Genomic DNA, 23,681 nt, shown 5'->3' on the forward strand with positions numbered 1-23,681 from the left:
TGGACGCTCTGCGTCCCTTGAGGCATTCCCACGCAGAGCGTGGGAACGATCATCAATCGATGCCGACAAATCCACCTGTCTGGTGCTGCCACAACCGCGCATACAACCCGCCATGGGCCAGCAGTTCGGCGTGGCTGCCGGTTTCGGCGATCTTGCCTTTTTCCAGCACCACCAGCCGGTCCATGCGGGCGATGGTCGAGAGCCGGTGAGCGATGGCAATTACGGTTTTGCCCTGCATCAGGGTTTCGAGGCTTTCCTGGATCGCTGCTTCGACCTCCGAATCCAGCGCCGAGGTGGCCTCGTCCATGATCAGGATCGGCGCGTCCTTGAGCAGCACGCGAGCAATCGCAATCCGCTGACGCTGACCGCCGGAGAGTTTCACCCCACGCTCACCGACGTGGGCATCAAAACCGGTGCGACCTTCGGAGTCCGACAACAACGGGATGAACTCGTCGGCGCGGGCCTTGTGCACCGCCTCCCAGAGTTCGGCGTCGGTGGCGTCGGGTTTGCCGTACAACAAATTGTCGCGGATCGAACGATGCAGCAGGGACGTGTCCTGGGTGATCATGCCAATGCGCTCGCGCAGGCTTTCCTGGCCGACTTCGGCGATGTTCTGGCCGTCGATGAGGATGCGGCCGCCCTCCACGTCATAGAGGCGCAGCAGCAGGTTAACCAGGGTTGATTTGCCTGCGCCGGATGGACCGATCAGGCCGATTTTCTCACCGGGCTTGATGGTCAGGTTGAGGTCACCGATGATCCCGCTCTTCTTGCCGTAGTGGAAATCCACGTGCTCGAAACGCACCTCGCCACGGGTGACCGCCAGCGGTTTGGCCTGCTCGCGATCGGTGACGCTGACCGGTTGAGAAATGGTCTGCAAACCGTCCTGAACCATGCCGATGTTTTCGAAAATGCCGGTGACCACCCACATGATCCAGCCGGACATGTTGACGATGCGGATCACCAGGCCGGTGGCCAGGGCAATCGCGCCTACGGTGATCAGCGACTGCGTCCACAACCACAGGGCCAGGCCGGTGGTGCCGACGATCAGCAAGCCGTTCATGCTGGTGATGACCACGTCCATGCTGGTGACCACCCGGCCGGCCAGTTGGGCTTTTTCGGTTTGTTCCTTGATCGCTTCGCGAGCGTATTGCTGCTCGAAGTTGGTGTGGGCGAACAGCTTCAGGGTGGTGATGTTGGTGTAGCCGTCGACGATCCGCCCCATGAGTTTGGAACGCGCATCGGAGGACACGACCGAGCGTTCCTTGACCCGTGGCACGAAGTAGTAAAGGGCACTGATGAAGGCGACGATCCAGGTCAGCAGCGGGATCATCAGGCGCCAGTCGGCTTCGGCGAACAGCACCAGCGAACTGATCGCGTAGATCAGCACGTGCCACAGCGCGTCCACCGCTTGCACGGCTGAATCGCGCAGCGAGTTGCCGGTCTGCATGATGCGTTGGGCGATGCGCCCGGCGAAGTCATTCTGGAAAAAATTCAGGCTCTGTTTGAGCACATAACTGTGGTTCTGCCAGCGGATCAGGCTGGTCATGCTGGGGCTCAGGGTCTGGTGCACCAGCAGGTCATGCAGGCCGACAAAAATCGGCCGGAACACCAGGGCTACCACCGCCATCCAGGCCAGTTCGATGCCATGTTCCTTGAAGAAATCGACGTTCGGTGTGCCTTGGGTCAGGTCGATGATGCGGCTCAGGTAACTGAACAGCGCCACTTCGATCAGCGCACCGATCAGACCGACGATCAGCAGGACGGCGAAACTCGGCCAGACCTGCTTCAGGTAATAGGTATAAAAAGGCAGAACCCGATCCGGCGGCGCGGCCGTCGGGGCCTCGCGGAAAATGTCGATCAGTTTCTCGAAACGGCGATAAAGCATCAGTTCTCCGCCCGCGCACGGGCTCTCCTTTGAACAGTGTGAGCGGCGCACTCCGGCAGCCGCTCAAGACTTCCTGTGTAGCTTAGTCGATGACTTTGGCCGACTTGATGAACACAGGGTCGGCTGGCACATCTTTCATGCCGCCACGGGTGGTGGTTTGCGAGTTGACGATGACGTCTACCACGTCCATGCCTTTCACGACTTTACCGAAGACCGCATAGCCGTCACCGCTGTCGAGGAAGTCATTGTCCTTGACGTTCACGAAGAACTGGCTAGTGGCCGAATCAGGATTGGAGGTGCGGGCCATGGACAGTGTGCCACGGACGTTATGCAGACCGTTTTTGGACTCGTTCTTGATCGGTGCCTTGGTTTCTTTCTGCTGCATTTGTTGAGTGAAACCACCGCCCTGAATCATGAACCCTGGAATCACACGGTGAAAAATCGTGTTGTTGTAGAAGCCACTGTTGACGTAATCGAGGAAGTTTTTGGTACTGATCGGCGCCTTGACCGGGTCCAGTTCGATTTCGATCTGGCCATTGGTGGTCTCCAGCAGCACGTGCGGCGCCTTGGCGGGTGTTGCGGCCATCAGGTTGGCGGCAAACAGAACGGAGCCAGCGACGAGGGCGATTTTTTTCAGCATGGGTCAGTGATCCTGAGTGAGGTGGTGTCGACTGCGGTGAGAAACTCGAGCAGCGTTTGGTTGAATATTTCGGGTTGATCCAGCGGGGTGGCGTGGCGCGAATCGGCGATCACCACCAGCCGCGCATCGGGCAGCAGTTTTACGTAGGTCTCTTTCAGCGAGACCGGTGTGTAGTCACGGTCGGCGCTGACGATGAGCGTTGGACAGGACACCTTCGAAAGTCGTTCCTGAACCCCCCAGCCAACGATTGCATCGAAGCTGGCGAGATAAGCATGTTTGTCGTTTTTTGCCCAGCGCTCGGCCATTTTTTGTCGCAAATCTGCCTGTTCCGGTTTCGGGAACAGCTTGCCTCCAAGCGCGGTGCCGATGGCGCCGAGACTGAGTACGCGCATCAGGCTCCAGCGCTTGAACCACTGCCAGTAATCATCGCGGCTGCGCAGTTTGACCTCGGGCGCGCTGTTGACGATGCACAGGCTTTTGAGCAATTGCGGCTGGTCCACGGCCAGTTGAAAACCGATCATGCCACCCATGGAAAGTCCCACATAATGTGTCGGGCCGAGGTTCAAATGCTCCATGAGGGCGACCAGGTCGGCGCTGAACCCGGCGATGCTGTAGCGCTCGCGGGGTTTGTCGGAACGACCGTGGCCGCGTACATCCGGGACGATCACCCGGTAGCGGGCCGCCAACGCCGGGATCTGCTTTTCCCAGTCCAGGGTGCTGGAGCCGAGTCCGTGGACCAGCAGCAACGGCGTGCCGTGGCCATATTCCTCATAGTGCAGGTTGCAACCTTCATGTTCGAAATAGGCCATGCATACACTCCTTGTCAGGCTTGTTCAGGGGCGGCGAAAGGTGCATCCAGCGGCGCGGTATCAAAGGTGCGCAGCAGTTCGATGAGAATCTGCGTGGCCGGCCCCAAGGGTTTGTCCTTGTTCGAGTACAGGTAGAAGCTCGGGTTGCGGCTGCCACCCTGGTCCAACGGTAGCAGCTTGAGCAGGCCTTCCTTGATTTCCCGTTCAATCATGTGCCGAGGCAACCAGGCGAAACCCAGGCCGCTGCTGACAAACGTCGCCGCGGTGGCCAGGCTGCCGACGGTCCAGCGCTGTTCCGCGCCGAGCCAGCCGACGTCCCGAGGCTGCTGGCGACCGGAGTCGCGGATGACGACTTGCAGCTGGCTTTCCAGGTCCTGGAAATTCAGTTCGCGGTTGAGGCGGTGCAAGGGATGTTCGGGATGGGCAACCGCCACGAATTCGACGTCGCTCAATTCCGCGCCCAGGTAACCGGGAATGCTGAAGCCACTGATGGCCAGATCGGCCACGCCTTCGAGCAAGACTTCTTCCACCCCCGACAATACTTCTTCGCGCAGACGCACCCGGCAGCCACGGCTTTGCGGCATGAACGCGGTCAAGGCGCGAACGAGGCGGGCGCTCGGGTAAGCGGCGTCGACCACCAGCCGCACTTCTGCTTCCCAGCCCTGTTCCATGTGATGGGCCAGGTCTTCCAGCTGACTGGCCTGTTTCACCAGTTGCCGCGAGCGGCGCAGCAGCACGCCGCCGGCTTCGGTCAGCACCGCTTTGCGGCCGTCGATGCGCAACAGCGGTACGCCGAGTTGGTCCTGCATGCGCGCCACGGTGTAGCTCACCGATGATTGCGAGCGGTGCAGCGCTTCGGCGGCCTGGGCGAAACCGCCGTGGTCGACCACGGCCTGTAACGTTCGCCATTGATCAAGGGTCACGCGGGGCGCTTTCATGAATAGCTCCTCTTGTCCTAAGCTGGCAGTCCATATTGGAGACTGCTGAATGAAAAAGCTTTGTGGTGTGGTATCGGGTTGTGTGCTGCTGGCGATGCTGCCGCTGACGGCGTTTGCCTATCCGATCGACGTTGAAAAACAGCTGAACGGCATGAGCATCGACTACAACGCGTATGACACGGATAACGACATCGCCTCCATTCAGGTGAACAACTACGGCACTACCGATGCGGCCTGTAAGGTAGTTTTCAACAATGGCCCGGAAGCGCCACGCACCCGCAATATCGAAGTGGCCGCCGGTAAACACAAAAATGCCACCGCCAAGTTCAGCCGAAGCATCATCAAGATGCGTATCAAACTGACCTGCACCCCCAAATGACATTACAACCGTGTGGGAGCGGGCTTGCTCGCGAAGGGGTCGTGTCAGTCGACATCAATGTTGACTGACATACCGCTTTCGCGAGCAAGCCCGCTCCCACAAGGTACGCTCTGCTTATAAACGAATTTATTGATGGTTTATAGCAGTTATTTGCGCTTTTTCATCGATTTAACTCTGTTTAACCTTCACTCCATCGACTTACAACATTCTCAGATGGAGGCTACATCCCATGTCCCGCGTTCTGATCATCGAAAGCAGCGCTCGTCAGCAAGACTCGGTTTCGCGTCAACTGACCCAGACCTTCATCAGCCAGTGGCAAACCGCGCACCCGAACGACCACATCACCGTTCGTGACCTGGCCGTCAACCCGGTGCCGCATCTGGATATCAACCTGCTGGGCGGCTGGATGAAACCTGCCGAGCAGCGCAACGACATCGAACAGGCTTCTTTGGAACGCTCTAACCAGTTGACTGACGAATTGCTGGCTGCCGATGTACTGGTCATGGCCGCGCCGATGTACAACTTCGCCATCCCGAGCACCCTCAAAGCCTGGCTCGACCATGTGCTGCGTGCTGGCGTGACCTTCAAGTACACCGACACTGGCCCGCAAGGCTTGCTCAGCGGCAAACGTGCCTACGTGCTGACTGCCCGCGGCGGAATCTACGCCGGCAGCGCCGCGGATCACCAGGAACCCTACCTGCGCCAGGTCATGGCGTTCATCGGGATCCACGACGTGACGTTCATTCACGCCGAAGGCATGAACCTGGGCGGTGACTTCCAGGAGAAAGGCCTGAGCCAGGCCAACGCCAAGCTTTCCCTCGTCGCCTGAGGTTTTAATCGCCAGATAATCCCTTGATGTTCAAGTGACCTGGCGCAACCCCTTCATGGCTTTACGCGCATCGAACCTCCCTTTGCACTTATTGCTCCTGAGTGCTGTAGCCCGATTGAACGCTTTAGCGAGATCGGGCTTTTTTTTGCCTGCGATTTGGTGATGAGCACACAACCCTTGTGGGAGCGGGCTTGCTCGCGAATGCGGTGTGTCATTCAATAATTATGGCGACTGGCACACCGCATTCGCGAGCAAGCCCGCTCCCACAGGGAATTTGTATGCTGCCTGACAGGTCGCGATGGCTGGTAAAAACCGCTATCGTCGCCGCCATTCGAAACGAGGCGAGCATGGGCTATCTACTTTTTGTCACGCTGATTCAGGCGTTTTCCTTCAGTTTGATCGGCGAGTACCTCGCCGGTCATGTCGACAGTTACTTCGCGGTGCTGGTGCGAGTGGTGCTGGCGGGGCTGGTGTTCATTCCGTTGACCCGCTGGCGTTCGGTTGAACCGGCGTTCATGCGCGGCATGTTGCTGATCGGCGCATTGCAGTTCGGCGTGACCTACGTCTGCCTGTACCTGAGCTTTCGGGTGCTGACAGTGCCGGAGGTGTTGCTGTTCACCATCCTCACGCCGCTGCACGTGACCTTGATCGAAGACGCGCTGAACCGGCGCTTCAATCCGTGGGCATTGGTCGCGGCACTGGTGGCGGTGATGGGTGCGGCGGTGATTCGCTACGACCGGATCAACCCGGATTTCTTCATGGGGTTCCTGCTGCTGCAACTGGCCAACTTCACCTACGCCGCCGGACAGGTGCTTTATAAACATCTGGTGGCGCGCCACCCTAGCGATTTGCCGCATTACCGGCGCTTTGGCTACTTCTACCTGGGGGCATTGGCGGTGGCGCTACCGGCGTTTCTGCTGTTCGGCAAACAGAACTTCCTGCCCGAAGCACCTCTGCAATGGGGCGTGCTGGTATTCCTCGGCCTGGTCTCGACGGCGCTCGGGTTGTACTGGTGGAACAAGGGCGCGTGCCTGGTGAATGGCGGGACGCTCGCGGTGATGAACAACCTGCATGTGCCGGTGGGGTTGCTGATCAATCTGCTGATCTGGAATCAGCATGAAGCGCTGGGGCGGTTGTTCCTGGGTGGGGCGGTGATTTTGATGGCGGTGTGGATTAGCCGGTTGGGTGTCAGGCGAGAACCGCAGCCGTTGCGGGAACGGTCATGACAGACTTGATCGCCGCCATCGAGCAGATCTACAAGCCCGCAGGTATGACGTTAACGGATGAAGCTCGGCGCGAGGAGGAGAGTGCCGACTACGGCGCCTGCCGCTTCGGCCTCGATGGCCAGGTGATTGTCTTCCGAGTGGCGAAAACCACGCCGACCAAGATGGGTCAGTTCGTCACGTTGTGGAAGCGGCCAACGCCGACCAGCGAGATTGCACCGCTCGATAGCGGCGATGGCGTCGCCTTTGTGGTGGTGAGCGTTGCTGATGAAACCCATCGCGGGCAGTTTGTGTTTGACCGGGAGATATTGGCGGCCAAAGGGGTCATGTCGATTGATGGTGAAGGCGGCAAGCGAGCGATTCGCGTCTATCCGCCGTGGTCCAGGCCCGTCGCTAAACAGGCAGTCAGGACGCAGCAATGGCAGCTGAAGTATTTCCTCACGCTGGACCAAAGCGGTCATGCCGACCCCGTTCAGGTACGCCGACTTTTCAAAAAATAAACACTAACCCCCTGTGGGAGCGGGCTTGCTCGCGAAGAGGCCGTATCAGTCGACATTAATGTTGAATGACACACCGTATTTGCGAGCAAGCCCGCTCCCACAGGGATTTACGGTGTCACATGATGTGTTTTTCGGATTCAGGGATATGGCTCGCGCCTAACATGGCCGGAAGCAACCCCGCCCGCAAATCCCCGCCACTCGGCTGCTGATACAAGCTCAAGCCAAACTCCGGCAACACCGCCAGCAAGTAATCGAAAATATCCCCCTGAATCCGCTCGTAATCCGCCCACGCGGTGGTGCGAGTGAAGCAGTAGATCTCCAGCGGAATGCCCTGCGCGGTAGTTTGCATCTGGCGGACCATGCAGGTCATGTTCGGCTGGATTTCCGGGTGACTCTTCAGATACGCCAGCGCATACGCGCGGAACGTCCCGATATTGGTCATCCGCCGACGGTTGGCCGACATCGCCGCCACATTACCCTGGGCTTCGTTCCAGGCCTTGAGTTCAGCCTGCTTGCGACTGATGTAGTCGGTCAGCAGATGCACCTGAGCCAGTTTTGCCTCTTCGTCGTCGCGCACAAACCGCACGCCACTGGCGTCGATGAACAGGCTGCGCTTGATCCGTCGTCCACCGGATTGCTGCATGCCGCGCCAGTTCTTGAACGACTCGGACATCAGGCGCCAGGTTGGAATCGAAACGATGGTCTTGTCGAAGTTCTGCACTTTGACCGTGTGCAGCGTGATGTCGACCACGTCGCCGTCGGCGCCGACTTGCGGCATCTCGATCCAGTCGCCGACCCGCAGCATGTCATTGCTGGTCAGCTGCACGCTGGCGACGAACGACAGCAAGGTGTCTTTGTAGACCAACAGAATCACCGCCGACATGGCGCCCAGCCCTGACAGCAGCAATAGCGGCGAACGGTCGATCAGCGTGGCAACGATGATGATCGCGCCAAACACGTACAAGACCATTTTCGCCAGTTGTATGTAGCCTTTGATCGAGCGGGTACGGGCATGTTCGGTGCGTGCATAGATGTCGAGCAGGGCGCTGAGCAGGGCACTGACCGCCAACAGCAAAAACAGAATGGTAAATGCCAGCGCGACGTTACCCAGGAAGATCAGACTGGTCTTGCCCAACTCCGGCACCAGGTGCAAGCCGAACTGGATCACCAGCGAGGGTGTGATCTGCGCCAGACGATGAAAGACCTTGTTATGCCGAAAGTCATTGATCCAGTGCAATGCCGGCTGGCGACCGAGCATTTTGGTCGCATGCAGAATGAGGAAGCGCGCCACTCGTCCGAGGACCAGCGCAACCACCAGCAATACCACCAAAGCCAGGCTGGAGTGCAGGAGGGGGTGCTGATCAAGGGCACCCCAAAGGTCTTGGACGTTGAGCCAGAGCTGTTTGATATCCATGGGTAAAAACGGTTCTTCTGTAGGACGCGACGGGGCGATTAGAGCATTTAAGACGCTTTGGATGACGTTTGAGGACAAAAGACGCAACAAAAAAACCACTGTTTAGCGCCGTTTGTATAAAGAAACTCGGCCTGAGCGCTCGAAACCGTTACCCTATGCAGCTGTTTTTTTGTATTTCTTCGAGGTAGCACCCGTGTTTTCCCAATTCGCCCTGCACGAACGCCTGCTCAAAGCCGTGGCCGAGCTTAAATTTGTCGAGCCAACGCCTGTGCAAGCAGCGGCTATTCCGCTGGCGCTCCAAGGGCGTGACCTGCGGGTGACAGCGCAAACCGGTAGCGGCAAAACCGCTGCATTCGTTTTGCCGATCCTCAACCGCTTGATCGGCCCGGCTAAAGTCCGCGTCAGCATCAAGACCCTGATCCTGCTGCCGACCCGCGAGCTGGCCCAGCAGACCATCAAGGAAGTTGAGCGTTTCGCTCAGTTCACCTTCATCAAGTCCGGCCTGATTACCGGCGGTGAAGACTTCAAGGTCCAGGCCGCCATGCTGCGCAAGGTGCCGGACATCCTGATCGGTACGCCGGGCCGGATGATCGAGCAACTGAACGCCGGCAACCTCGACCTCAAGGAAGTCGAAGTACTGGTCCTCGACGAAGCCGACCGCATGCTCGACATGGGCTTTGCCGAAGACGTCCAGCGTCTGGTGGAAGAGTGCACCAACCGCCAGCAGACCATGCTGTTTTCCGCCACCACCGGTGGTTCGGGCCTGCGCGAGATGGTCGCCAAGGTACTGAACAACCCTGAGCACCTGCAGCTCAACAACGTCAGCGATCTGAATGCGACTACCCGTCAGCAGATCATCACCGCTGACCACAACCAGCACAAAGAACAGATCGTGAACTGGCTGCTGGCCAACGAGACCTACCAGAAGGCCATCGTGTTCACCAACACCCGGGCCATGGCCGACCGTATCTACGGCCGTCTGGTGGCGCAGGAATACAAAGCGTTCGTCCTGCACGGTGACAAAGACCAGAAGGATCGCAAGCTGGCCATCGACCGTCTGAAGCAGGGCGGCGTGAAAATCCTCGTCGCCACCGACGTCGCCGCTCGCGGCCTCGACGTGGAAGGCCTGGACCTGGTGATCAACTTCGACATGCCGCGCAGCGGCGACGAATACGTTCACCGCATCGGTCGTACCGGCCGCGCCGGCAACGATGGCCTGGCCATCTCGCTGATCTGCCACGGCGACTGGAACCTGATGTCGAGCGTCGAGCGCTACCTCAAGCAGAGCTTCGAGCGTCGCACCATCAAGGAAGTCAAAGGCACCTATGGCGGACCGAAAAAGGTCAAGGCCTCGGGCAAAGCCGTTGGCGTGAAGAAGAAAAAGGTCGACGCCAAGGGCGACAAGAAGAAAACCGGCGCCAAGGCCCCGACCAAACGCAAGATCGCCAACCGCCCGAAGACCGACGCCTTGTCGCTGGTCAGCAAGGACGGCATGGCGCCGCTCAAGCGCCGCAAGCCAGAAGCGCCGGCTGCTGAATAAGCAGTTCTGGCGACCCATAAAAAAACCGGACCAATGTCCGGTTTTTTTATGCCTGAAATTCCTGAGTTTGATTAACTCTCGGTTTTCTTCTCCGCGGCCCCCAGCTCCTTCAATCGCTGATCGATCAACTGGCACTTGTCCGGCAAATCCTTGCTGGCCGTCCCCAGATCCATTTTCTGCAACTCGGCGTTGATCTCCTTGGCCTTGGCTGGGTTTTGTTCAGTGAGCTTGGCCACTTCCTTGGCCAGTTGTTCGCGCTTAATGGTGGCTTCTTCGGGCGTGCAGGCCCAAACGGGGAGGGCGCAGGCGAGGGCGGAAGCGAGGGTGAGATTGAGCAGGATGGTTTTCATGAGCAGGGCCTCATTGATCAATGTCACGGCGTTATTGAGTGGAGGGTTTCTCCACCCAGAAAGTTCAGGCAGTGGACCCAAACCCGCGCGCTAGAGCGTCCGCCAAAAAACACCCTGAACGGCTTATTGACGCCAGAATGATGGCAACTTAACATCGCGCCATCACATTGATATCACTTCGCCGTTTCGAGGGACCGAACAGACCATTCGCACGCTGATGCAATGGTCGTTTACGCCACGCTTTGGACCTTCTGACCCAAGCGCGTATTTATCCCCTTATGACGTATTCGCTCTGCAAATGCCCCCAGCGTTTGCCGTGTCGGGAAGGCTGTGTCTGTGAATTGTTCATTCCATTCTTGCCGATCGAAACGAGACCTTTTGACATGGACGTTCGCCACTACGCCTTCCTCGCTGGCCAGCCTTCTGCTGCGGTCAAAAACCGTGAGCACTTCTGGGGCATGCCCAAGCGCGGGTTGGCGTTCCTGTTGGCCAACGTCATGTTCTGGCAGCCGATGTGGGCGCAGGCCGACGGGATTGTGGTGGCCACGCCGGGCACCAGTCTCGGTCAGGCGGGCAACGGGGTGCCGATCGTCAATATCGCCACACCGAATGGCAGCGGGCTGTCGCATAACCAGTTTCACGATTACAACGTCGGCACCCAGGGTGTGATCCTCAACAACGTCGCCGCGCAGACCGGTGCGACACAACTGGGCGGGATCATCGTCGGCAACCCCAACCTGACCAACCGGGTCGCGGCACAAACCATCCTCAACGAAGTGGTCGGCGGCAGTCCTAGCCAGTTGCGCGGTTACACCGAAGTAGCGGGGCAGTCGGCTCGAGTGATCGTCGCCAACCCCTATGGCATCAGTTGCAACGGTTGCGGCTTCATCAACACCCCGCGCGTGACCCTGACCACTGGCAAACCCGTGTTAGACGGCGGCGGCCGTCTGGATCGCTTCCAGGTCGATCAGGGCAGCATCGCCATCGAAGGCGCCGGGCTGAACGCCACTAATGTCGACCGCTTCGAGATCATCACCCGCAGCGCGAAAATCAACGCCGAGATTCAGGCGAACAACCTGACCATCGTCGCCGGTCGTAACGACGTCAACGCCGACAATCTCAACGCCACCGCCCGCGCGGACGACGGCAGCGGCAAACCAGGACTGGCTATCGATTCTTCGGCACTGGGCGGCATGTACGTCGGGGCGATCAAACTGGTGGGTACCGAAGCCGGGGTCGGGGTGAAACTCGACGGCAAATTGATCGCCAGTGGTGGCGACATCCAACTCGACGCCAACGGCCACTTGAGTCTTGTCGACACATCCGCCACGAACGGTGCAGTCAACGTCAAAGCCGCCAGCCTCGAAGCGCGCGGCCCGGTCTACGCCGGCACCGCCGTCAACGTGCAAACCCAAGGCAACCTGACTAACCAGCAAACCCTCGCGGCCCGGGACAGCATCGTGCTGAGCGCCGGCGGTGTGCTGACCAACAACGGCATCATCGAGGCCGGCGTTAATGCCGACACCAGCCGCAACGCCAACGGTGATGTGAGCCTCAGCGCGCAGAACCTCAACAACACCGGCAAGACGGTGGTGGCCAGCCGTAATCTGACGGTCAATACGAGCCAGACCCTGAGCAACCAGAATGGCACGCTGAGCGCCGCGCAAACCGCCAACATCACCGTCGGGACTTTGGACAACCAGAACAATGGCCGGGTGTTGAGCAGCGGTGCGCTGAACCTCAATGCCAATCAGGTCCTCAACACCCTGGGGGTGATCAACAGCACGGGGAGTTTGACGGGCACGATCGGCCAGTTGAACAACAGCAACGGTGAAGTTTCCAGTGCCAGCATCACTCGGCTTAACGCAACCACACTGAACAATCGCAGTGGTCAGGTCCTCGGCGACCTGGGTTTGAATATCGACCTCAGTGGCGCCCTGGATAACCGCGACGGGGTGTTGGGCTCGGGCAAGAGCGTGGATCTCAAAGCCGCCAGCCTCGACAACCGCGACACCGGTGTGGTGGTCAGCGACGGCAGCCTCACCACGCGCATCAGCGGTTTGCTGGATAACCAGAACGCGGGTGAAATCAGCGCCAAGGGCGCCATCGACGTGCGCAGCGGCAGCCTCGACAACCGCGGTGGCAAAGTCAGTGGTAAAGACACACTCACCATAAGCGGCAATTCTGCCGACAATCGCGGCGGAGTGATCCAGGCCGACAAACAGCTGAAATTGCAGATTGGCCAACTGGATAACCGCGACAAAGGCTTGATCAGCGGCAAGGCCGGTATCGCCTATGACGGTACTCGCCTGGACAACAGTGGCGGTTTGCTCAGTGCCATCGGCGCGGTCACCCTCGACGCCGATGAAGTGCAAAACTCGGCCGGGCGGATCTCCAGCCAAAGTGACCTCACCGCCACCATTGGTCTTGTGCAACAACAAGGCGGGGCATTGGTCGCCCAAGGCAATCTGAGCCTGACCGGCACCACCCTCGATAACAGCAATGGCGGCCTGGTCGGCACCACTAAAGCGCTGACGCTTAAAGTCGACGACATCGACAACCGCGCAGGCGAGCTCTCCAGCAGCCTGTTGCTGAAGATCGAAGGTCAACGCCTGGACAACAGCGATGGCGGGAAAATTCTCGCCGCTACCGATCTGAAAATGGTCGTAGCCAAACTGATCAATCAGAATAAAGGCCTGATCGTCGCCAAGGGCGCGACGACGCTGACCGGCACCACGCTGGATAATACCGGCGGCACCTTCGACAGCCTCAAGGGGTTGGTGATCACCCTCGACGATGCCTTGCTCAATGGCCAGGGGTTGATCAGTACCGAAGGAGCTTTGACCGTCAATGCCGCCAGCCTCGACAACAGCGCCGGCAGCCTGGGCAGTGCCGGTGCGTTGTCCGTGACCAGTCGTGGCGCCTTACTCAATCTGGGTGGTTCGATCACCACCGACAACACCCTGACTCTCAACAGTGTCAGCCTGGATAACAGCCAGAAAGGCCTGATATCCGGTAAAGACGCCACCCACGTCATCACTGGCAACGTTGATAACAGTCAGGGCGGTCGCCTCATCAGCGGCGCTACCCTGGAGCTCACCGCCAAGCACGTTAATAACGCCACCGGACGCATTGCCAGCCAGCAAGCGTTGACGGCCTCGGTCACCGGGCTCGACCAGCAGGGCGGTGAACTGTTCAGCCAAACCAGCCTGAGCCTGGACCTGAACAACGGTCAACTGAACAACCAAAGCGGTCTGATCAACGCGCCGTTGCTCGTGTTGAAAAACCTCAAGGACGTCAACAACCAGCACGGTGAAGTCTCCAGCGCTCAAGCCTTCACACTGACCGCTCAGAATCTGGACAACAGCAACGGCAAGTTGCTGAGCAATCAGGGGCTGACCCTGCGTATTGCACAAGCCCTGAACAACCTCAAGGGTGTGATTTCCGCAGCATCCCTGGATAGCCACAGCGACAGCCTCAACAACAGCGAAGGCTTGATCAGCAGTCACGACCGGCTGGAGCTGACCACTGACAACACGCTGGCTAACCAGAAAGGTGCGGTCATCGCTGACGGTGAACTGCTGCTCATTGCCGACACCCTGGACAATCTTGGCGGCGATATTGCCGGTAAGGCCGACGCCACCGTTCAGGTCAAAACCCTGAATAACCAGAAAGGCAAATTGATCACCACCGGTGTGCTCAAGCTGACCGCTGATACCCTCGACAACAGCGAAAAAGGTCTGCTCGGTTCCAGCAAGGCCATGACCCTGACGGTCGATGACCTCGATAACCGCGGTGGTGAAGTCAGTACCAACGCCGACTTGTCGATCACCGGCACAAAACTCGACAACAGCGATGGCGGCCAGATTTTCACCGGTCAGGCGCTGACCCTCACTGTGGATCAGTTACTCAACCGCAACCAAGGTCTGCTCAGCGCTACCGCGCTGAACCTGCAAGGGCGTTTGCTGGATAACAGCGGCGGCAATTTGCTCAGCGTGCAAAACATGCACCTGAACCTGACCGGCGCATTCGACAACAGCCTGGGCCAGGTCAGCAGCGAAGGTGCGTTGACTGTCAAAACCACGCAACTGATCAATATCAAGGGCAGTCTTTCCAGCGCGGACGATCTGACGCTCGACAGTGACGGCAGCATCAGCAACCAGGGCGGTGCTCTGGTCACCGATGGTGCGCTCACACTCACCAGTGCCAGCCTCGACAATAGCCAGCAGGGCAGCATCAGCGCCAAAGGCGCGGTGAGGGTCACCACCGGTGCGTTCGATAACAGTCAGGGTGGCCGACTCAACAGTGCCAGTACCCTGAATCTCGTCGCGGGCCAGGTCACCAACCAGGACGACGGCCGCATCGGCAGCCAGGGCGCATTGACCGCTTCGGTCACCGGGCTGGATCAACAGGGCGGCAAGCTGTTCAGCAATAGCAGCCTTAGCCTGGACCTGAATAACGGCCAATTGAATAACCAGAACGGATTTATCAATGCCCCCGGTGCCCTGTTGCTCAAACAACTCAAGGGCGTCAACAACCAGGGCGGTGAAATCTCCAGCGCCGAAGCCTTCACGCTGACCGCGCAAAGCCTGGACAACGGCAACGGCAAATTGCTGAGCAATCAGGGCCTGACCCTGCGCATCGCCAACGCACTGGACAACGTCAAAGGCCTGATCGGCGCTGCGTCCCTCGACGCGCGCGCCGCCAGCCTGAACAACAGCGGCGGTAGCCTGACCAGCCGCGGCGACCTCGAACTGACCGTCGACGGTTTGTTGCGCAACGATGCCAAGGGCCTGATCAGCGCGGCACAACGACTCAAAGTCGGTAGCGCCGAATTCAATAACCAGAGCGGCACGGTACTTGGCGTCAGCGCTGTCATCCTCAACGCCATGGCGCTGAACAACCGCGATAGCGGGTTGATCAACAGCCAAGGCAAGCTGACCCTGACCGCCACTAGCCTGGACTCCAGCAACGATGGCGAAGTATCGGCCAAGGGCGATATCGACCTGACCCTGACGTCCCTGACCCAAGACGGTGGCCGTCTGCTCGGCGACAAAGCTGTCACCGTGGAGCTGGCCAACGGCGATTTCGACAATCGCAACGGCCTACTCATGGCCAAGGGGCCACTAACCCTCAAGCGCCTGCGCGATCTCAACAACCAGAACGGCGAAATCTCCAGCAACCTCGGTTTCGATGTGATTGCCCGCGCCGTGGATAACAGCGCCGGCAAGCTGATCAGCAGTCAGTTACTGACGGTCAACGGCGCCAGCCTGGTCAACCAGAAGGGACTGATCTCTGGTTGGCAGGGCCTGACCGTCAACGGCGACAGCCTTGATAACCGCGACAACGGCACGCTCTCGAGTCGCAACGGTGATGTTGCCGTGGACCTCAAGGGCGCCTTGCTCAACAGCAATGCCGGGGCATTGGTCAGCCAAGGCAGCCTGAGCGTCAAATCAAAGAGTCTGGATAACAGCAACAAAGGCATCCTCAGCAGCGCGGCAGGACAGACCCTTACCTTGGGCGAGTCCCTCAACAACAACCAGGGCGGTTTGATCGACAGCGGTGCCGCACTGGACATCACCGCCGGCGCATTGACCAATGTGGGCGGCACGATCAACGCGCAAGAGGCGATCAATGCCACGGCCACCGGCCTGGACAACACGGCCGGGAGCATCGCTGGCAATGGCGCAGTGACGCTGGATCTGCTCGGTGCATTGACCAATACCAGCGGTAAACTGGCCGGCGCCGGCCCGGTGCTGATCAAGCGCGTTACCAACCTCGCTAACCAGAATGGCCAACTCGCCAGCCAAAGCACCCTGACCCTTCTGACCGGTTCGCTGGACAACAGCAACAACGGCACCATCGCCGCCAAGGACGCCTTGCAGATCACCGCCAGCGGCGCGGCACACAACGACGCCAATGGTTTGATCTACAGCCAGAACGCCGGCCTGAACTTAAAAGCCGCCAGCCTGGCCAACGGCAAAGGCGCGATCCAGAGCCAGAACGGCCTGACTCTCGACGTCAGCGGTGACCTCGATAACCAGAGCGGTAAAGTCATTGCCGAGAACGGCTTGGTGATGGTCAAAGCGGCCAACATCGACAACCGCGGCGGCGTGCTGTCGAGCATCAAAGGCGCCCTTGAAGCGCGAACCGTCGGCGTACTGCGCAACGGCTACGACCTCAACAACAACCGCCAGGGCGGAATCATCCAAGGCCAGGGCCTGACGCTGTCGGCACTGGCCGGCCTGGATAACAACGGTGGGCGGATCTCGGCGCAAGCCACTGACGCAAGCATCACCACCGCCGCGTTCGACAACCGCAATGGCGTGCTCTACGCCAAGGGCCTGGCCGGCGTGATCGGCACCAGTCTGGACAACGGTAACGGTCAGATTGCCGGTAACCGCATCGACCTCAGCCTCAGCGGTGCCCTGAGCAACCGCACCGGTATCGTTGAAAGCGACACCACACTGACCGTCAAAGCGGCTAGTGTCGATAACCAGACAGGCCGGCTTCGCTCCCTTGGCAATGCCGGCAAAACCAGCTTCCAGATCGGCGGCTTGCTGGATAACCGTAATGGCGTGCTCGAGACCGCCAACACCGATCTGACCTTGGCCGTTGGCAGCTTTCTGAATGCCGGTGGCCAACTCAATCACGTCGGTCTTGGCCGGTTTGATATCTCCACCGCCAACGTCATGGGTGCCGGAGGCGGCATCACCACCGCCGGCACCCTGGATCTGAATGCCGATACCTGGAGCAACTCCAGCGTCATCCAGGCCGGACGCTTGAACGTCAACGTCGGAAATTTCAGTCAGACCGCCAGCGGCAAGTTGCTGGCCTCTGACTACTTGCAAGCTCGTGGTGGTAACTGGACCAACGATGGTCTGATCGCCAGTGATGGCGTGATGGATATGCAGTTGGGCGGCAGTTACAGCGGCAACGGGCGGATGTCGAGCGTTGGCGGTCTTTCCCTGACTGCGGCACAACTGAACTTGAGCGCGGCTTCAAGCATTGCCGGTGGTGGTGACTCCACGGTCAAGATCGGCGGACAGCTGACCAACGCCGGGCGGCTGACTTCCAATGCCGACCTGACCGTCGAAGCCGGCAGTCTTGCCAACTACGGAACGCTGGGTTCTGCTCAAAACCTCAACCTCAAAACTGCGTCGCTGTTCAACGATCGCGGGCTGATTTTCAGCGGCGCCGACATGACGCTGAGCGTTGGCAACTTCACTAACCAGAACGGCGATCTGTACGGATTGGGCAACGTGGTGATCGGTGGTTACGGCGGTGCTGTGCGGGCCGCTGGTGTCCACAACATTTCCGGCGCAATGGAGAGCGGTGGAGCATTCACGATTAACGCTGATGTGTTCCAGAATCGTACCGAGGGAGCGGTCGTGTCTGGTGGGCGGGAGCTGGTATCGGGGTTTATCGCCAATATATGTAATGACTGCCGAGGGGATTACTACACCTTCACGCTGGCTGCTCGTGAGGTCTATGAAAGTAGTGACACCGACACCAGCGCGTCGGCGATGCTTACAGCTGGCAAGGATTTCGTTTTCCAGGGCGGTACTTTCCTCAACAGTAAAAGCACTGTGGCCGCCGGTGGCAATATCACTATCAACGCTGACAGTCTTCAGAACATTGGTTCGAAGAGTGGGACCGTTGAGCGCACGCGTACTTACAAGATCGAAGGTATGAGTGATGGTGACACCGGGCGCTTTTTCTCCAATGTCGTGATGCCCTATAACCAGCGGAACAACCCTGATTTCCCCTATGTGTATTACATCGATCAGGCAGGCGCTATCCGAAAAGCCATACCTACATCGGGTCGTATCAGGGAGGGGGGGCGAGACGGTGAAACGTATCAAGTGGTTCACCTCAAAGACAGTGAAACGGGCACAGTCGTCAGTGCACTCCGGGGATATAACATTGCACTGTCCGGGTTGAGCTATGGCTTCGAAACCTCAACACCATCCCAGTACAACCCGAATAGCCTGCTTGAACTGCCGAGCCAGCTAGCTCAGTACACACTGCTCAGCGATATCGAAGTCGCCCAAGACAGCACTGGTGCTGCAAGTACAAGCACCAGTCGCAATGCCGTCATCCAGGCAGGCGGCAATGTCTCGATCACGGCGGCCCAGGATCTGCAGAACAGTGTCATCCACCAGGATTACGGTTCCACAGGCGGCACCAACAAAGTCGCGGATACCAAGGCAAGTGGTACCGGCACCACGGTCATAAGGCTCAATAGTCAACTGCCACCCGATCTTGCCCAGCAGCAAGTCAACCCGTTGGCATTGCCGGGCTTTAGTCTTCCCACCGGGCAGAACGGCCTGTTTCGTCTGAGTACTCAGGACACCAGTGATCTGGCGCCGGTTGCAGGCACACTGCATCCGCCGGGTTGGACGGTGGGCGGTGAAAACGTCATCACCCAGGGACACGTGGTCGCCGCTAACAGCGGTGGCCCGCGCAGCTTGCAGGTCAACACCCCGACGGCCGTCTCCAGCAGTGACCGAGCCGTACTCCCTGCCAGGCGCACACCGACCGTGGCAACGGACGTCGCCAGCACACTCGACGTGACCGTCAAACTCGATGGCTCTACTGCCGACGCGCATACGAAAGCCATCCAGTCCGCGATCGGCATTCGTCCCCTGACTCGCGTCACCGGCCTGCCGGACGTGAAAGCGCCGGCCAACGGCCACAAATACCTGATCGAAACCAATCCGGTACTCACCAACCTCAAGCAGTTCATGAGTTCGGATTATCTGCTGGCCAACCTCGGCTACGACCCGGACACCAGCGCAAAACGCCTGGGCGACGGCCTCTACGAACAGCGCCTGATCCAGCAAGCGGTCGTCGCCCGCACTGGCCAACGTTACATCGACGGCCAGACCACCGACGAAGGCCTGTTCAAGTACCTGATGAACAACGCCATCACCAGCAAGAACGCACTCAATCTGTCGATGGGCGTCAGCCTCACCTCGCAACAAGTCGCGGCGCTGACCCACGACATCGTCTGGCTCGAAGAGCACGAAGTGAACGGCGAGAAAGTGCTGGTGCCGGTGCTGTATCTGGCACAGGCCGAAGGCCGCCTCGGCCCTACCGGTGCGCTGATTGCAGGTAAGGACGTGACGCTGATCGCCGGTCAGAACCTCGATAACGTTGGTACGTTGCGCGCCACCAATAACCTGTCGGCGACGGCGGGCAAGGATCTGGTCAACAGTGGACTGATTCAGGCGGGTAATCGCCTGGATGTGCTGGCGGGTAATGACGTCATCAACAAGTCGGGCGGCATTCTTGCTGGTCGTGATGTGAGCGTGACTGCGACCAGAGGTGATGTGCTCAACGAGCGCACCATCACGTCGTCGGATAGCACTACCCGCTTCGCCACCCAGCATCACGATTACGCCGACAACGCCGCTCGCATCGAAGCCGCCAACGACCTCACCGTGAAGGCGGGGCAAGACATCAACATTGTCGGTGGTGTCATGCAAAGCGGTCGGGACATGAGCCTGAATGCAGGGCGAGACCTCAATGTGTCCTCGACACAGGTCACCAACAGCGTGTTCAAGGACAGCAAACACAACAGTAGCGACATCACTCAACTGGGCGCCCAGATCAGCGCCGGACGTGACCTGTCGGCCGATGCCAAGCGTGATATCAACGTCATCGCCAGCGAGATCGATGCCAAGCGCAACATCGCCATGACGGCAACCGACAACATGACCATCAGCTCGGCGGCGGATGAAGAGCACTCCCTGTCCAAGAGCAAAAAACTCACGGTCCAGGAAGATCACGTCAGCCAGGTCATGTCGGGTATCACGGCGGGCGGCAACATGAAGTTGAATGCCGGTGAGGATCTCTCCGTCATCTCCAGCCGCATTACCGCCGGCGACGAGGCGTACCTGGTGGCGGGTAACAACCTCGATATTCTTGCGGCGCAAGACAGCGATTACTCGTTGTACGACAAAAAGAAAAAGGGCTCATTCGGCGCGAAAAAAACCAAACGCGATGAAGTGACCGATGTGAAAAACATCGGCAGTGAAATCACCACCGGAGGCAACCTGACATTGGTCAGCGGTGGGGATCAGCGGTATCAGGTGGCGAAGCTGGAGAGTGGCAAGGACATTACGCTGGACAGTGGTGGTTCCATAACGTTTGAAGCGGTCAAGGACCTGCACGACGAGAGCCACACCAAGAGCAACAGCAATGCTGCCTGGAACTCGATGAAGGGCAAAGGCAATACGGATGAAACCGTGCGTCAAAGTGAGTTGGTGGCCAACGGGGCGTTGGTGATCAAGGCAGTGAACGGTCTCAAGATCGATATCAAGCAAATCGATCAGAAGAGCGTCAGCCAGACCATCGACTCCATGGTAGCGGCTGATCCCAAACTGGCTTGGTTGAAAGAGGCCGAACAGCGAGGCGATGTTGACTGGCACCGCGTGGAAGAAATCCACAAGAGTTTCAAATACTCAAACTCGGGACTCGGCGTCGCCGCGCAACTGGCCCTGGCAATCTTGCTGGCAGCGGTCACGGGTGGGGCAGGTGCCGCGTTGATGGGTGCTACGGCCGGTACCTTTACAGCAGGCTTTGCCAACGCGGTATTGATCGCGGTGGAAACCACGGCAGCCAACAGCGCCATCAGTAACAAAGGTAACTTGGGTTCAGTCTTAAAAGACACCTTCAGCAGCGAAAGCCTCAAAGGTTACGTGCTCTCCGGAGTGTTGGGCGGAATTGGCAGCAGTAGCCTGGGTTATGACCCAAGCAAAATTGGGTTCGACCTGGACAGTCTTGGCCAAGTCGTTATCAAGACCGGTGCTGATACCGTGGCCCAAACTGTCCTTCAGGGCGGCAGCCTGGGCGATAACTTCGTCGACAACCTGCTGGGTGCCGTCGTTAATATTGGCGGTGCTATTGCGGCCAATAAAGTCGGCAACCTGAATCTGATCGAAGGCAGCCCGACCAAGATCGCGGCCCACGCACTAGTCGGTGGTTTGAAGTCGATGGCCATGGGCGGCGACTTCAAGACGGGAGCATTGGCAGGGGGAGCTAACGAAGCTCTAGTGCAGTACCTGGCGGACTTGGTGCTGCCCGAAGGCTACGATCCGAGCATGCCGGGGGCCGACCAAGCTAAAGCCAACTTGTTAGCGATGTCGCAGTTGCTCGGCGTACTCACAGCGGTACTTTCAGGCAGCGATCCTACTATTGCCGCGAACATTGCCGCCAATGCCACTCAGCACAACTACCTGAATCATTCAGATCTTGATCGGGCAGCAAACGAGTTGGTGGGTTGCGGAAATGATGCCCAATGCGTCACCAAGGCATACACCTCGTATCGCGAGTTGAGTCAGCATCAGGAGATGGATGCGTTGGTCCAGTGTGGTCAGGATCCAGCAAACTGCGGGCGCATCGCGAATCTTGTCGCCAAGGCGCAAGCTGATACTGAACATTTCCGAGACCTGATCGCCTCTGCATCACCCGAAGCCCGTGAGGCTTATAACCTGCTGATTGCGGAAAACGATGGCTTCCAGAATCTGCTGGCAGGTGCTACCACTGAGCACTCGGCAAGTGCAGTTGCGGATATCCTTGTTGAAAAGTGGGGGATGAGCCCCGAGCGTGCTGCAGCTGTTATGGCAGGCGTTATGACGCTTGCGGCTGGATTGGCTGCTGTTCGGGTTATACGCACCGGTAAGGATCCGACCAAGGTTGTTCCCCCGGCAGTGGATAGCCCATCCGGTCCAACAAAAAACCTCGCAGACGTCTGGACCCTGAAACCGACTGAGCGGGGTTCCACCATCGAATCGTACCTTGCTAAAAATGACTATTCACCTGAAAGCGGCTGGTACAACGTTGGCGCTGAAAGAAATGGATATTTTCCACTGGTCGATTTCCAAAACGGTAACACGCTTGTTAGTCTGAAATCGGTAGACACCACAGGTACAACATGGCTGAACCGTATGCAGGATCACATTATTGATCTAGGAACGAACGGAGCAAAAGTGAACGGTGTTCCAGCCAGTATGGCGCTTGATCTGCGTGTTCAGCCGGGGGGGGCGGCGGCTGCGAAGTCGCTTATCGAATTTGGTCGAGAGTATAACGTGACAGTAATTGTCAAGGAGTTTAAGTGAAAGATAAAAGGCCGGAGAAGTTGAAGTTTGTTTTTGCTGCCGATTCGATAAGCGGCGAGCAGGTATTAGCTACCTTTATCGGCGCGTTAAATAAACTTGGCTTGCCTACGGTTTTTTCGATGCATGGAGTTGACGTTGGTGTGAAGGCACTTGAAAAAAACATATCGAAAAAAAAGTCCTGGCCTAGCGGCGTGGTATCGAACGGACTTGAACTTCGATTCGGCATCCTGCCTGCCTTAGCCCACAGCTTTCTGACCATACAAGAAGCAGGTTGTGCCAATAAGATTGCTTGGGAAGAACTGGTCGCGCCTTTTCTAAGTGTCAAAGGTCTTATTCAAGCGTGGATTTCAGATGTCGAATATGATTTTTGGCAAAATGCGAAAGACCCTATGGAGTACGCGTGTGCTGGACGCTCTTTTTCACAGCTTCCTCAAAAAACAAATGGTCTGCCTGCGCCTTTGACTCAAATGGAAATTGATACTTCTGGGAATCCCGGACGTATCGAACTTCGGCAAGGGTACGTAGAGGCCATTGGAAGCACTATGTGGCTGAGTGATTTGTTTTGGGAGAATGTCGGAAAGAATAGAGCGTCTACTTTATTATTGTTGAGGGCGCAGGGTTTTATAGTTTTCGAAGGAGCTGAGTTTGTTAAAGTTGTTGCGTCAGAAAGCTGCTTTCATGACGATAAAACAATAGAAATGCAACGTACCCTCAGAGGGGTTTTGTTTGATTGAGACTGGTGCGGATGTGTAAAGAAAAAATGTTAATGGAGCAGATATATTTATTGCTTGGTAGTTCGATCATTAAATAAATCTGTCCCCTTATGCCTTATAACTTCAAGGGCCTATTCAATAAAGTGTTGCTTGGAATATAAATCAATTAAAGACCGAGCAATCTTTGCTGTAATCAATTCATGAAGGATTTCTGGAGGGGCACAATATTTTTCAGAATATTGGAAGGCTAGCTACTGATACTTCAATTTGGTCAGATTCCATTGTTGGTGCCAATGGTGGGGTGTCTATTTTTGACTATAAGTCTTGGGTGGAGTT

The 23,681-nt window shown here is 58.0% G+C and carries 12 protein-coding genes and 1 pseudogene; 7 read left to right on the top strand and 6 right to left on the bottom strand.

The genetic code is table 11. The features are described from left to right. Positions 1-52: 52 nt before the first annotated feature. The 4 genes and pseudogenes from KW848_RS07215 to KW848_RS07230 form a co-directional block, all read right to left on the bottom strand. A complete protein-coding gene (locus KW848_RS07215; protein ID WP_218536421.1) occupies positions 53-1,885 on the bottom strand; it encodes an ABC transporter ATP-binding protein in 1,833 nt (610 codons plus the stop codon). An 82-nt stretch (positions 1,886-1,967) separates the two neighbouring features. Continuing rightward, the gene (locus KW848_RS07220) at positions 1,968-2,525 is read right to left on the bottom strand and encodes a peptidylprolyl isomerase A (protein WP_008153188.1); all 558 of its coding nucleotides are present in this window, start codon (positions 2,523-2,525) and stop codon (positions 1,968-1,970) included. A 3-nt stretch (positions 2,526-2,528) separates the two neighbouring features. Continuing rightward, positions 2,529-3,334: pseudogene (locus KW848_RS07225) on the bottom strand (alpha/beta fold hydrolase). Positions 3,335-3,348: 14 nt separating this feature from the next. Then, complete coding sequence (locus KW848_RS07230) at positions 3,349-4,272, bottom strand: LysR family transcriptional regulator (RefSeq protein WP_074874335.1); 924 nt, start codon at positions 4,270-4,272, stop codon at positions 3,349-3,351. Between the two features lie 49 nt (positions 4,273-4,321). Between KW848_RS07230 and KW848_RS07235 the strand changes: the two genes are divergently transcribed. The 4 genes from KW848_RS07235 to KW848_RS07250 all read left to right on the top strand — a co-directional run bounded on the left by KW848_RS07235 (position 4,322) and on the right by KW848_RS07250 (position 7,203). After that, entirely contained in the window at positions 4,322-4,651 is a 330-nt protein-coding gene (locus KW848_RS07235; protein WP_218536423.1) for a 3-phosphoglycerate kinase, read from the top strand. Positions 4,652-4,880: 229 nt separating this feature from the next. Next, positions 4,881-5,480 (top strand): FMN-dependent NADH-azoreductase, encoded by a 600-nt coding sequence (locus KW848_RS07240; RefSeq protein WP_218536424.1) that lies wholly within the window; start codon positions 4,881-4,883, stop codon positions 5,478-5,480. Positions 5,481-5,827: 347 nt separating this feature from the next. Beyond that, positions 5,828-6,706, top strand: a complete 879-nt coding sequence (locus tag KW848_RS07245) for a carboxylate/amino acid/amine transporter (protein ID WP_218536425.1) — start codon at positions 5,828-5,830, stop codon at positions 6,704-6,706. After that, on the top strand, positions 6,703-7,203 hold the full coding sequence (locus KW848_RS07250; RefSeq protein WP_218536426.1) for a MepB family protein: 501 nt from the start codon (positions 6,703-6,705) through the stop codon (positions 7,201-7,203). Before KW848_RS07245 ends, KW848_RS07250 begins: the two co-directional genes overlap by 4 nt. Before the next feature lie 115 nt (positions 7,204-7,318). Here the strand turns inward: KW848_RS07250 and KW848_RS07255 are convergent, their stop codons facing one another. Next, the gene (locus KW848_RS07255) at positions 7,319-8,617 is read right to left on the bottom strand and encodes a mechanosensitive ion channel family protein (protein WP_218536427.1); all 1,299 of its coding nucleotides are present in this window, start codon (positions 8,615-8,617) and stop codon (positions 7,319-7,321) included. Between the two features lie 193 nt (positions 8,618-8,810). Here KW848_RS07255 and KW848_RS07260 point away from each other — a divergent pair, with 193 nt between their 5' ends. Beyond that, complete coding sequence (locus tag KW848_RS07260; RefSeq protein WP_008153197.1) at positions 8,811-10,157, top strand: DEAD/DEAH box helicase; 1,347 nt, start codon at positions 8,811-8,813, stop codon at positions 10,155-10,157. A gap of 71 nt (positions 10,158-10,228) precedes the next feature. Here the strand turns inward: KW848_RS07260 and KW848_RS07265 are convergent, their stop codons facing one another. After that, the gene (locus KW848_RS07265) at positions 10,229-10,507 is read right to left on the bottom strand and encodes a hypothetical protein (protein WP_218536428.1); all 279 of its coding nucleotides are present in this window, start codon (positions 10,505-10,507) and stop codon (positions 10,229-10,231) included. Positions 10,508-10,890: 383 nt separating this feature from the next. On the opposite strand from KW848_RS07265, the gene KW848_RS07270 reads away from it, so the two are divergent. Next, on the top strand, positions 10,891-22,632 hold the full coding sequence (locus tag KW848_RS07270; RefSeq protein WP_218536429.1) for a filamentous hemagglutinin N-terminal domain-containing protein: 11,742 nt from the start codon (positions 10,891-10,893) through the stop codon (positions 22,630-22,632). Continuing rightward, positions 22,629-23,366: a hypothetical protein gene (locus tag KW848_RS07275; RefSeq protein ID WP_218536430.1), complete on the top strand. Its 738-nt coding sequence runs from the start codon at positions 22,629-22,631 to the stop codon at positions 23,364-23,366. The genes KW848_RS07270 and KW848_RS07275 overlap by 4 nt, the downstream gene beginning before the upstream one ends. Positions 23,367-23,681 lie beyond the last annotated feature (315 nt).

This window comes from Pseudomonas sp. PDM25 (assembly GCF_019219045.1).
GTDB lineage: Bacteria > Pseudomonadota > Gammaproteobacteria > Pseudomonadales > Pseudomonadaceae > Aquipseudomonas.